The sequence below is a fragment of the Streptomyces spinoverrucosus genome, assembly GCF_015712165.1.
Taxonomy (GTDB): Bacteria; Actinomycetota; Actinomycetes; order Streptomycetales; family Streptomycetaceae; genus Streptomyces; species Streptomyces spinoverrucosus_A.
Genome location: NZ_JADPZX010000002.1, coordinates 98277 through 110338 on the forward strand (window position 1 = coordinate 98277; position 12062 = coordinate 110338).

Annotated in this window: 10 protein-coding genes; 1 reads left to right on the forward strand and 9 read right to left on the reverse strand. The window is 69.5% G+C overall.

Going from position 1 to position 12062, the window contains the following annotated elements:
- Positions 1-13: 13 nt before the first annotated feature.
- The 7 genes from I2W78_RS35775 to I2W78_RS35805 all read right to left on the reverse strand — a co-directional run bounded on the left by I2W78_RS35775 (position 14) and on the right by I2W78_RS35805 (position 7382).
- The gene (locus I2W78_RS35775; protein ID WP_196464906.1) at positions 14-187 is read right to left on the reverse strand and encodes a hypothetical protein; all 174 of its coding nucleotides are present in this window, start codon (positions 185-187) and stop codon (positions 14-16) included.
- A 60-nt stretch (positions 188-247) separates the two neighbouring features.
- Entirely contained in the window at positions 248-706 is a 459-nt protein-coding gene (locus I2W78_RS41260; RefSeq protein WP_307784032.1) for an amidohydrolase family protein, read from the reverse strand.
- Positions 703-1578 carry an amidohydrolase family protein gene (locus tag I2W78_RS41265; protein ID WP_269066974.1) on the reverse strand — a complete coding sequence of 292 codons (876 nt, stop codon included), beginning with the start codon at positions 1576-1578 and terminating at the stop codon, positions 703-705. The genes I2W78_RS41260 and I2W78_RS41265 overlap by 4 nt, the downstream gene beginning before the upstream one ends.
- A 15-nt stretch (positions 1579-1593) precedes the next feature.
- A complete protein-coding gene (locus I2W78_RS35790; protein WP_196464909.1) occupies positions 1594-3240 on the reverse strand; it encodes an amidohydrolase in 1647 nt (548 codons plus the stop codon).
- Positions 3241-3389: 149 nt separating this feature from the next.
- On the reverse strand, positions 3390-4874 hold the full coding sequence (locus I2W78_RS35795; protein ID WP_196465204.1) for an NAD-dependent succinate-semialdehyde dehydrogenase: 1485 nt from the start codon (positions 4872-4874) through the stop codon (positions 3390-3392).
- Between the two features lie 215 nt (positions 4875-5089).
- Positions 5090-6352, reverse strand: coding sequence for a M24 family metallopeptidase (locus I2W78_RS35800; protein ID WP_196464910.1), 1263 nt, complete (start codon positions 6350-6352; stop codon positions 5090-5092).
- Between the two features lie 82 nt (positions 6353-6434).
- Positions 6435-7382: an NAD(P)-dependent oxidoreductase gene (locus tag I2W78_RS35805; RefSeq protein ID WP_196464911.1), complete on the reverse strand. Its 948-nt coding sequence runs from the start codon at positions 7380-7382 to the stop codon at positions 6435-6437.
- Positions 7383-7778: 396 nt separating this feature from the next.
- Here I2W78_RS35805 and I2W78_RS35810 point away from each other — a divergent pair, with 396 nt between their 5' ends.
- The gene (locus tag I2W78_RS35810) at positions 7779-8828 is read left to right on the forward strand and encodes a LacI family DNA-binding transcriptional regulator (RefSeq protein WP_196464912.1); all 1050 of its coding nucleotides are present in this window, start codon (positions 7779-7781) and stop codon (positions 8826-8828) included.
- 105 nt (positions 8829-8933) lie between these two features.
- Here the strand turns inward: I2W78_RS35810 and I2W78_RS35815 are convergent, their stop codons facing one another.
- Positions 8934-10319, reverse strand: coding sequence for a cation:dicarboxylate symporter family transporter (locus I2W78_RS35815; protein ID WP_196464913.1), 1386 nt, complete (start codon positions 10317-10319; stop codon positions 8934-8936).
- A 527-nt stretch (positions 10320-10846) separates the two neighbouring features.
- Positions 10847-12037 carry an NAD(P)-dependent malic enzyme gene (locus I2W78_RS35820; protein WP_196464914.1) on the reverse strand — a complete coding sequence of 397 codons (1191 nt, stop codon included), beginning with the start codon at positions 12035-12037 and terminating at the stop codon, positions 10847-10849.
- Positions 12038-12062: the final 25 nt, after the last annotated feature.

Below are 12062 nucleotides of genomic sequence, written 5' to 3' on the forward strand. Positions count from 1 at the left end.
GGTGCCGCTGCCCTCAGACCGGCGCCTTGGCGTTGTTGAAGCGCGACGTGTCGACGAAGGCCGGCGCCACGACACCCGCCAGCGGCAGGACGGTCGGTATCCACAGTCCGGCTCCGGCCCAGCCGACGGCGTCGACAAGCTTGGCGAACAGCAGTCCCGAACCCGCCGCCGCCGGCGACGTGCGCACGGTGAACGCGCGAGGTGGGACGTGCCCGAACGCGGAACGGTGGCGCAGAGCTCGGAGGAGTCAGGTCGTCGGGGGAGCGAACGGCGTGCCCGTCAGGAGGCGGTCCCGGGACGCGCGCAGGTTCTCCTGCAGGGAGCTCAGGTCGTGACCGAGCATCCGTCCCGCGACCTTGACCGGGAGGCCCGCCACGAAGACGGTGTGCACGTTCTCGCTGTCGGAGAGCGTGACCGCGGCCGGCAGATGGTTGATCAGACTCAGGTTGGGGGTGTCCACCTTGAGCAGCACGATGTCCGCCTGCTTGCCGGGGGTGAGCGAACCGATCCGGTCCTCCATACCGAGGGTGCGGGCACCCTCCAGGGTCGCCATCCGCACCACGTCCCGGGTGGTCAGGGCCAGTTCGCCGGGCCATTCGCCGCGCGTCAGGGCCAGGTGGTTCTGCCAGCCGCGCTCCGCCTCCAAGGTGCCGCGCATCTCGGCGAACAGGCTGCCGCCGACCCCGCTGACGACGTCGACGCTCAGGCTGGGCTGGACCCCGCCGCGATCAGGCGTCCGGTCGCCGGGTAGCCGTGCCCCATCTGCATCTCCACCCGTGGCGAGATCGAGGCATGTCCGCCCGACTCCGCGATGAGGCGCAGCTCCTCGTCCGTGCAGGTGTTGCAGTGCACGTAGACGATGTCCGGCCCGAGCAGTCCTGACCGGGCCATCCGGGTGACGGCGCGTCTCTGCCCGAGCATCCCGGCACCGACGTGGAGCGATGTGGGGATGTCCAGTTCCCGCGCGAGCCGGACGTCCTCGACGGTCTCCTGCACGGAGGAGAACTCCGGCCCCAGACTGGCCAGCGCCAGTGTCAGCAGCTGGTCCTTGGAGCTGCAGTAAGTCCCGGCCACCCTGGTGAGGTCCGAGGCGTACCACTTCGCGGCAGGCGACTTGGGCGAGCCGTAGGCGAAGACGGCTCGCATGCCGGAGTCGGCGAGGCCGTGCACGGCCGCGTCGGCGTGCTCGGGGGTGTTCATGATGTGCGACCAGTCGAGCACCGTGGTGACACCGCCGTTGAGGCACTCCAACGCCCCCATCAGGTCGGCGATGTAGACGTCCTCGGCGGTGAAGCGGGGGCCGATGACGCCGAGCATCCGTTCCGCGTACTGGCCCAGCGTCCAGTCCGCGGCGATCTGCCGGGTGGCCGACTGCCACAGATGACGGTGGGTGTCCACCAGGCCGGGCATGACGATCATGTCGGTGGCGTCGACGACCTGCGCGCCGGCGGCGGGTATGTCCGGGCCGACCGCCACGATTCGGTCGTCCCGCACCAGGACGTCTCCTCTGGGCAGGTCCCCCAGCTCCGGATCGACGGTGAGGACGGTGCCGCCACGGATCAGCATCTCGTGGTTCATTTCATGACTCCCGCTTCATGAGGGGGCGGACTCGTGGACGGTGCGCCCGCCGACCACGGTCAGCTGCGAGGTGATGGAGGGGATGGCCGCCGTGGGGACGCTGAAGTAGTCGTCGCTGAGCACGGCGAAGTCGGCCAGGGCGCCGGGGAAGAGATGCCCCCGGTCGGACTCCTCGAAGGAGAACCAGGCGCTGCCGCGGGTGTGGAGGTGGAGCGCCCGTGCGCGGGAGAGCCGGTGCCGTGGGGCGCGCTGGACGGCGCCGTCCAGGGAGCGGCCCTCGACCAGCCACCACAGGGACAGCCAGGGACTGTACGAGGAAGCCCGGGTCGCGTCCGTACCTGCACCGACCGGCACCCCGGCCTCCAGAAGGTCTCCCAGCGGAGGCACCGACTCCATGCTGCCCGGACCCCACTCCCGTTCCGAGGTACCGCCCTTGAACACCTGGTGGTCGTCGACGACGACCCCGGCGCCCAGTGCCTTCAGCCGCCGGATGTTGCGGTCGCTGATGGTGTCGGCGTGCGCGAGCGAGAAACGCAGGGCGTCGAGTGGGGTCTCGTGGTGGACCGTCTCCCAGGCGTCCAGGATGCGGTCGATCGTCGAGTCGAGGACCGCGTGGATGTGCATCGGCCAGCCGCGTGCGGCGACGCGCCGGGTGATCGCCAGCAGTTCCTTGTAGGACTGCTCGCCCAGTTCGAACGGGGTGAGGCCCTCGAAGTCGTGACAGCCGTAGTGGATGATCTCCCCCACGCCGAGCACCCGCAGGAGGTCGTCGCCGAACCGGCTTCGGGACTGACGCAACCAGCCGTCGAGCTGGTCCAGCTCCCGTCCGGCATCGACGGCGGAGGCGTACAGTCGCATCCGGACGGTCAGCTCACCGGTGCGCCACAGGTCGAAGAGGGCGTCGTAACGCTCGGGGGACATCCCGAAGCCGCCGGCGTCGATCACGCCGGTCAGGCCCGCGGCGTTGAGGTCGGTGAGCATGGTCCGGGTGGAGATGCGCTGTTCTGCGGGGCTCGGCTCGGGGATGGCGGCCATGCACCGGGTGAACGCTCCCAGTCCCCTAATTACCCCGGTGGCCCGGCCGGTGTCCGGATCCCGTTCGACGGTGCCTCCGGGGAGGTCGGTCCATTCCTCCAGGCCCACGATCCGCGCGGCGCGGGTGTTGAGCACCGCCACGTCGTACAGGGCCTGCACATAGACCGGGCGATCGGGCGCCACCTCGTCGAGTTCGGCCTGTGTGGGCGGCCGGTTCTCCTCGAACTGGCAGGGGTGCCAGCCCCCGATGGCGCGGACCCATGCGTCGGCCGCCGCGTTCCGGGCGGCCGCGCGAATGCTGTCCAGCGCGTGCGAAAGCCTGGGCATCCCCTGCCAGTGCAGCTCGCTCGACCAGGTGGCGCCGGCCCGGGCCGCGTGCATATGGCCGTCGATCAGTCCCGGAACCACCGTTCGGTGGCCCAGCTCCACCACTTCGGTGTCAGGCCCCGCCAATTCGAGCAGCTCGCGAGTGTCACCGAGGGCGACCACCCGCCCTCGCGCCACGGCGAGAGCCCGGTACTCCGGCACCTCGTCGGCCGGGGAGCCGTGGGCAGGCAGCCCCGGCCAGATCCGGCCGTTGACGTAGACCGTGTCCGGTGCCGAGGAGGCGGACTGGGAGTGCTCCATTCCGGGGTTCCTTTCCGTCCAGGACTTCGATGTCCGGAGGGGTGCGGGGGTGCTGCTGACGGGATCGAGGGGCCTCGATCCGGCCGGTGGCGGCGATACGGGCGGTACGCCGCGTCAGGGCCGGGTGGTGCCGGGGCGCTGGGGCGAGGTCACCACGACAGGGCGATGTACTTGGACTCCGTGTAGTCCAGCAGCCCCTCGTGGCCGCCCTCACGGCCGATGCCGCTCTGCTTGGTGCCGCCGAACGGGGCCGCCGGGTCGGACACGACGCCACGGTTGAGGCCGACCATGCCGGAGTCCAGGCGCTCGCTCACCCGCAGGCCGCGGGCCAGGTCGGTGGTGTAGACGTAGGAGACCAGGCCGTACTCGGTGGCGTTGGCCAGCTCGATCGCCTCCTCCTCGGTGGTGAAGGCGACGACCGGGGCGACCGGGCCGAAGATCTCCTCCTCCAGCACGGGCGCGCCCGGGGGGACGTCCTTGAGGACGGTCGGCGGGTAGTAGTAGCCGACGTTCTCGATCGGCTCGCCGCCGGTGACCACCGTGGCGCCGGCCCGCACGGTGCCCTCGACGAGTTCGGCGACCTTGTCCCGGCTCTCCGCGTTGACGAGCGGGCCGAGCTGTGTGCCGTCGTCGAGGCCGGGGCCGACCTTGAGGGCGCCCATCGCCTCGGCCAGCCGGCGGGTGAACTCGTCCGCGACGGACGCCTCGACGTAGAAGCGGTTCGCTGCGGTGCAGGCCTCACCGCCGTTGCGCATCTTCGCGACCATGGCCCCGGCCACCGCCTCGTCCAGGTCGGCGTCGGCGAAGACCAGGAACGGGGCGTTGCCGCCGAGCTCCATCGAGCAGTTGACGACGGTCTTCGACGCGGCGGCCAGCAGGACTCGTCCGACCTCGGTGGAGCCGGTGAAGGAGAGCTTGCGCACCCGGGGGTCGTCCAGCATCGCGCCGACGACCGCGCCGGAGCGGCGGGAGGGCAGCACGTTCACCACACCGGCGGGCAGGCCCACGTCCTCGAAGAGGTCGGCGACGGCCAGTGCGGTCAGTGGCGTGTCACTGGCGGGCTTGAGGATCACGGTGCAGCCGGCCGCCAGCGCCGGAGCGATCTTCCGGGTGGCCATCGCGGCGGGGAAGTTCCACGGTGTGACCAGGACCGAGACGCCGACCGGCTGGCGCAGCACCATGATCCGGTTGGCGCCGGACGGCGCGGTCTGGACGCTGCCCAGCGTACGTACGGCCTCCTCGGCGTACCAGCGGAAGAACTCCGCTGCGTAGGCGACCTCGCCGCGGGCGTCGGCGAGGGTCTTGCCGTTCTCCAGGACGATCAGCTCGGCGAAGTCCTCCGCCCTCTCGGTCATCAGGTCGAAGGCACGGCGGAGGAGCTCTGCTCGTTGCCGGGGCGCAGTGGCCGCCCAGCCCGGGAGGGCGGCGTCGGCCGCGGCGACAGCGGCGAGGGCATCCTCGGTGGTCGCGCCGGCGACGTCGGCGAGCTTCTCGCCCGTGGCCGGGTCCATGACGTCGAAACGGGAGCCGTCGCTCGCCGGCCGCCAGCGGCCGCCGATGAACAGGTCGGTGGGGACTTTGTCGATCCGGAGTCGAGCCGGGGAGCCCGAGTGGTGTGCGCTCACTGATTTCATCGCCTTCTGCACGGTCTCGATGGTGCGGTCCACCGACGGGGCGCCGGGTGCTCCGACGCGTCGGCGGCGGGTGGTGGCAGGTGCGGGGGTGGTGTTACGGGTGGCCGGCCTCCGGGGAGGTCGAGACCGGCCACCAGCTGGTGGGGGCCGCGATCGTCGCGTGTCGTGGCCCGGGCCCGGTCGACGGGTGTGTCCCGTCAGTACTCGTTGGCGACTCAGTACTCGTTGGCGACGAACAGCTCCTGCGCCGGGAACTTCGTCAGGATCTGCGGACCGTCGGCGGTCACCACGACTTCCTCCTCGATGCGCGCGGCGGAGAAACCGTCCGAGGCCGGGCAGTAGGTCTCGAGAGCGAAGACCATGCCCTCCTGGATCTCCACCGGGTTGTCCAGGCTGTTGAGGCGGCTGATGATGGGGCGCTCGTGCAGGCCCAGCCCGAGGCCGTGCCCGAACTGGAGGCCGAAGGCAGCCATCTCGTCGGCGAAGCCGAACTCGGTCGCCGCCGGCCACACCCGGGCCACCTGGTCGGTGCCGACACCCGGCTTCACCACGGCGATGGCCGCGTCCATCCACTCGCGGGCCTTGGTGTAGGCGTCACGCTGTGAGTGGGTGGCGCTACCGACCGCGAAGGTGCGGTAGTAGCAGGTCCGGTAACCGTTGTACGACTGGATGATGTCGAAGAACGCCTGGTCCCCGGGGCGGATGAGGCGGTCGGAGAAGTTGTGCGGGTGCGGGTTGCAGCGCTCGCCGGACACCGCGTTGATCGCCTCGACCTGGTCCGAACCCATCTCGTACAGGCGCTTGTTGGCCAGCGCGACGATCTCGTTCTCCCGGATGCCGGGCTTGAGCACGTCGACGATGTCCTGGTAGACGCCGTCCACCATGGCCGCGGCCATGGACAGCAGGGCGATCTCGTCCTGCGACTTGATCGTCCGGGCGTCCAGCATCAGCTGCTGGGCGTCGACGACCTTCAGGCCCTGCCGCTGCATCTCGAACAGGAACGGCGGCTCGACGATGTCGACGCCGACCGGCAGGTCCGCGACACCGGCGTCCTCGAGCATGCCCTTGATCTCGCGCACCGCGGAGGCCATCAGTCCGGCGTCCGGCGCGATGGCCCCACGCATGCCCAGCATGCCGGCGCGGGAGTTCTCGGGCTTCAGCCAGGGCGCGAACAGCTGGTGGTGCCTGGCCGCGGAGCCGAAGTCCCACAGCACGGGATCGCCACCGTCGCGGGTCAGCAGGGCGTACCGGGTCATCTTGTCCCCGAGGGCGCCGCCGATCCAGGTCTGCGTCGAGTAGCGGATGTTGTAGAAGTCGAACAGCAGGAAGGCACCGCACTCACTGGCGTCCAGCGCGGCCCGGGTGCGCGCCAGCCGGTAGGCCCGCAGCCGGTCGTAGTCGACGCGCATCTCGTAGTCGACCGCGCTGTGGCCATGGGCCGGGATGGGTCGCGAGGTGCTCGCGCTTGTCACTGTCATCGTGTGGATCGTCCTTTGTCGCGTTGCCCGGGACGCCGGCGTACGGCGGGTGCGGGCGCGGTCGGAGGAGGGGCGGGGCCGCTCAGGACTCGGGGGTGAGGCCGTCGTCCACCGTCACGTTCTCCGGCTCCAGCGTGATCCCGGAGCGGCGTGCCTGCTCGAGGATCAGGGTGGCGAAGTCCTCTTCGGTGTGTCCGGCGCCGATCGCCGCCTGGACGAGCTGGGCGGTGGCGGAGGCAACCGGCATCGGGACCTCCAGCTCACGGGCCGCGGACAGACCCAGGTCGAAGTCCTTGCGGAGCAGGATGTTGGTGAAGGTCGGCTTGAAGTCCAGGTTGACCAGCGCCGGCGACTTGTACCGGGTGAAGACCGAGCCCATCACCGAGTCGTTGAGGAACTCCAGGAACGCCGAGCGCTTCACGCCGCCCTTCTCCGCGAGCAACGTGATCTCGGCCAGCGACTGGGTGACGACGCCCAGGAAGACGTTGTGCGCGATCTTGACGAGGCGGGCCACCTCGTCGTCGCCGACGTAGGTCACACCGCGGCCCAGCAGGTTGAGCAGCGGCTCGACGGCGTCGAACACCTCGCGCGGTCCGGAGACGGCGACGGTCAGCTTGCCGGCCGCGATCACCTTCGGGTTTCCGCTGACCGGGGCGGCCAGGAAGTCGGTGCCCCGCTTGGCGGCTTCGTTCCGGATCAGCGCGGACACCCCGGTGGACACGGTGGAGCTGTCGATGAGCACTCCCGGTGCGGCGTCGGGTGAGGTCAGCACGCCACCGGGACCGGTGGTGACCGCCTCCAGGTCGGCCGATGCGGAGACCATGGAGAAGACGACGTCCCGGTCGGCCAGGTCGACCGGGGCGTCCACGATGGTCGCTCCCAGCTCGGCCAGTGGTTCGGCCTTGGCGCGGGTCCTGTTGTAGACGGCCACGTCGTGCCCGGCTTCCAGCAGCCGCGTGGCCAGTTGGAAGCCCATGCGGCCGGCGCCGATCCATCCGATGCGCGGGCGGTCCTTGGCTGTGTATGTCATTTCTCTACCTCAATCCTGGAAGACGGCTCGGCAGGCGCGGTCCGAGGGCAGGTCACGCCTGTCCGTGCTGGAAGCGGTGACGCCTTGACGGCTCTGCATCCGGTTGCAGGCGCATGATTCCTGCCGATGGCTGATGAGAACGGAGATCGATGCCGGCTGAGCCGGTTGTGCATTCTCGGCACCTTCGGGTCGGCGCCCCGAGGCAGCCATTCCGGATCCGTACCGCAAACCCTCAATGCAATCGATCGCATTCATGTTTGCTTGAGGGCTGCATGTTGTCAACCCTTCTCGCAGCCGCTCTTGCGTCTCGCCGCCCGGCGAAGGAGCCTTCCGGTTCGGCCGTTATGCAGGCGCAATCGGTTGCTGCCCGACCTGGCGCTTCCCTAGACTGCCCAGGTGAGCAAACGCCCGACCATGTCCGACGTCGCAGCACTCGCCGGAGTGCACAAGGCCACCGCCTCGCGCGCCCTCAACCCGAACACCAGCGGTCTGGTGAAGGCGGCGACGGCCCGACGGGTGAGGCTGGCCGCCGAACAGCTGGGCTTCACCCCCAACTCGGCGGCCCGCAGTCTGCGCACGAACCGGTCCTTCACGGTCGGCGTCCTGCTGCCGGATCTCACGAATCCGCTGTTCCCCCCGGTTGCCCGCGGCATCGAAGAAGTTCTGAACGCGCGTGGCTACACCGCACTGCTGGCGAACACCGACAACGACGGAGCCAAGGAACGCACCCAGTTCGAAGCTCTGCGGGGACGGCAGGTGGACGGATTCATCGTCGCCACCGCCCAGCGCGAGCATCCCCTGCTCCTTGAGGCCCATGAATCGGGCATACCGATCGTGCTCGTCAACCGCTGCACCGACCGCAGACTGTTCCCGTGGGTCGCAGGCGACGACGCCGCCGGGATGGCGCTCGCCGTCGAGCACCTGCTCGGTATCGGGCACCGCGGCATCGCCCACATCGCGGGCCCACAGACCATGTCCACCGGCGTCACGCGCCTGCGAGCCTTCCGGCACGCCGTCGAGAACGCCGGGATCGACCCCGAGTCGGCACCGGTCGCGGTGGGCGAGGCCTACACCGTGCGGGCGGGCGAGCAGGCCACACATGAGCTGCTGGACAGTCACCCCGACACGACGGCCATCTGCGCCGGCAACGACCTGATCGCGCTCGGCGCACTGCACGCCCTGAAGGCCAGAGGCCTGCGGTGCCCGCAGGACCTCTCCCTCGTCGGCTTCAACGACATGCAGTTCGCCGACGAGTTCCAGCCGCCGCTGACCACGGTGCACGTTCCGCACCTCGACCTGGGCGCGGAGGCGGCCCGACTCCTGCTCGAGCGTCTGGATCAAGACGAGGAGAAGGGCCACCCCGCTCCGATGGCGAAGACCGTCCTGCTACCGGTGCGTCTGGTCGTCCGCGCGTCCACCGCCGCGCCGCCGCCTCACGGCGCCTGACCCGCGGCCACCGTCACGTGCCCTGCTCCCGTGCTCCCGCAGGCTGGGTGGGGCAGCGCAGTCGCCGGACCTGTTCAGCCGGCGACCGCTGCCGTTGCGGGTGGGTCACAGCCGCGCCGGCGCGTGTGCGGGTTGCGCGGGCGGGCCGGGGGGCGTGGTGGGAGTGTCCACCTCGTCAATGAGCGTGCTCTCGTCGAACGGCAGCTTGCCGTCCAGGACGGCACGGACCTGCTGGTAGTCGACTTCCTTGGTCCAGTGCCCGATGAGCAGAGTGGCCACGGCATTGCCGGCGAAATTGGTGAGCCCACGGGCTTCGGACATGAAGCGGTCGATACCCACGATCAGGCCCACCCCGTCGACGAGGTCCGGTCGGTGCGCCTGGAGACCGCTGGCCAGCGTGGCCAGGCCGGAGCCGGTGACGCCGGCGGCTCCCTTGGAGGCCACGATCATGAAAATGAGCAGGGAGATCTGCTGCCCCAGGCCCAGCGGGCGGCCCGTCGCCTCGGCGACGAAGAGCGACGAGAGGGTCAGATAGATCGCGGTGCCGTCGAGGTTGAAGGAGTAGCCGGTCGGCACGGTGATACCGACGACGGGGCGACTGACACCCAGGTGCTCCATCTTGGCGATGAGGCGCGGCAGTGCCGTCTCCGAGTTGGAGGTCGACATGATCAGGAGGAACTCCCTGCCCAGGTACCCGAGGAGGGCGAAGATGCTCAGGCCGGTGACCACGCGGAGCAGGGTCCCCAGCAGCACGATGATGAAGACCGCGCACGTTGCGTAGAAGCTGAGGATGACCAGGGCCAGGCTCTTGAGGGCGGCCAGGCCGGTGGCCCCTACGACGGCGGCCATGGCGCCGAAGACGCCCACCGGCGCCACCCACATGATCATCGCCAGGATGCGGAACACGAGCCGCTCGAGGTGCTTCACGCCTCGAAGCACCGGGGCGCCCACGGGCCCCATGGCCTGCACGGCGAAGCCGACGAGCAGGGCGACGAGAAGCGTCTGCAGCACCTCTCCTTCGGTGAGAGCCGACAGCAGGGACGTGGGGATGGCGGCCAGGACGAAGTCGGCGGGGCCTTCACCGGCGCCGTCGCCTGCCTGTTCGCGGCCCGCTCTGCTCATCTCCTCGGTCACATGGAGGCCGGAGCCCGGCTCCATGAGGTTTCCGACGGTCAGGCCCAGGATGAGGGCGATCGTCGACATGACCAGGAAGTAGCCCAGAGCCAGGCCTCCGACCTTGCCGACCTTGGCGGCCTTGGTGACGGAGCCGACTCCGAGGACGATCGTGCAGAAGATCACCGGGCTGATCATCATCTGGATCAGGTTGATGAACCCGGTACCCAGGGGTTTCAGGGCAACCGCGGCGCCAGGTGCCGCCAGGCCCAGAGTGACACCGGCGATCACCGCGGCGAGTACCGCGAGATACAGGTAGTGCGTGCGGTCCCGGCGAGCCGGCGTGCGGCGTTTCGGTGTGGGGTTGGCGGCTGTCATGGTGACTCCTTTGTCTCCGCTGTGTTTTCGGATGCAGTGGACCGGCGAGCCGGACGGGATGTCGCGCACGTCGGTCGTCGTGGTGCCGCGGTGGGGTGGCGCGACAGCTCTGCCGGCGGTGCTGAGGAAGGGCGGTTGCCTCGGACTCGGCTGAGCCCCGGCAGCGGACGGCGCGGCAAGGTCGCTCGCTCGACTTCTTCTGGTTTTCCGGGATTTTGTGCAATCGGATGCACCGAGTAGGGGCGGGCGGAGGAGCGAAGGCGTCGCTGTTGGCCTCGCCTGCCGCCTTATGCGGAGGGATTGGCCGCTTCTACTGGAAGCCCCTCTAAGCAATCGATTGCATTGCGGTGCCGCCATGCTGGTAGCGTCCCGCAGGGCTGTCAACCCCTGCGGCACGACCTTTCGGGGCAGCGTCGCGCCGCGTGCCGCGACCTTGGGAGTGCACAACGCGAAGGCGCCGGCCATGCGGGCATGGCCGGCGCGAGCCGTGCGGCGTCCTCGTGTGCTGCCGGGAAGGCGCGCATCGGCTATCTGCGGGCGACTCCGTCGGCTGCGGCGGCGGCCGCCACGGCATCGGCGATGGCAGGGGCCACCCGCCCGTCGAACGGGCTGGGAATGATCTGCTGTTCAGTCAGTTCGTCCTCCACCACCGCTGACAGTGCCCGGGCGGCTGCCAGCTTCATGTTCTCGGTGATGCGAGTGGCGCGTACGCGCAGAGCGCCGGCGAAGACGCCGGGAAAGGCCAGAACGTTGTTGATCTGGTTGGGATAGTCCGAGCGCCCCGTGGCGACGACACTCGCGTACTTGTGCGCAATGTCGGGATGCACCTCAGGCGTTGGGTTGGCCATCGCGAAGACGAAGGCACCCTTGTTCATGGCTGCGACCGCTGCCTCAGGCACGGTACCGGCAGAAACACCGATGAAGACGTCGGCGTCGGCCAAGGCCTGTTCCAATGAACCGGTCAGGCCTGCCTTGTTGGTGAGGGCAGCCAGTTCCTGTTTGACGGCGGTCAGGTCGTCGCGTCCGGAGTGCACAACGCCGCGGCGGTCGGCGACGGCGACGTCACCGATGCCTGCCTCCAAGAGGATTCTGGTGATGGCCACGCCGGCCGCACCGGCGCCGGAGATCACCGCGCGCAGGTCACTCAGTGAACGGCCCGTGAGTTTCGCGGCATTGCGCAGCGCGGCCAGGGTGACGATCGCGGTTCCGTGCTGGTCGTCATGGAAGACCGGGATGTCCAGGCGCTCCTGCAGGCGGCGTTCGATCTCGAAGCAGCGTGGTGCGGAGATGTCTTCCAGGATGATCCCGCCGAAGGAAGGCGCCAGGCGGGCCACCGTGTCGACCAGTTCTGTGACATCGGTGGAGTCGAGTGCGATGGGGACCGCGTCGACGTCGGCGAACTGCTTGAGGAGGACTGCCTTGCCTTCCATGACGGGGAGAGCAGCGTACGGACCGATGTCTCCCAGGCCGAGTACGGCGGTGCCGTCGGTGATCACGGCGACGGTCGACGACTTCCACGTGTAGTCGTGCACGAGGTCGGGTTGGTTCGCGATGGCCGAGCACACCCATGCCACGCCAGGTGTGTAGGCGAGGGAAAGGTCGGCGGCATCGTTGACCGGCACGGTGGCACGCGTCTCCAGCTTTCCGCCTCGGTGGAGCGCGAAGGCCGCTTCGAGGAGTTCGGTGTCCGTCGCTGCGGTGGGGCTGTGTGGTTCCACGGGTGTACGAGCCTCTTGTCCTGGT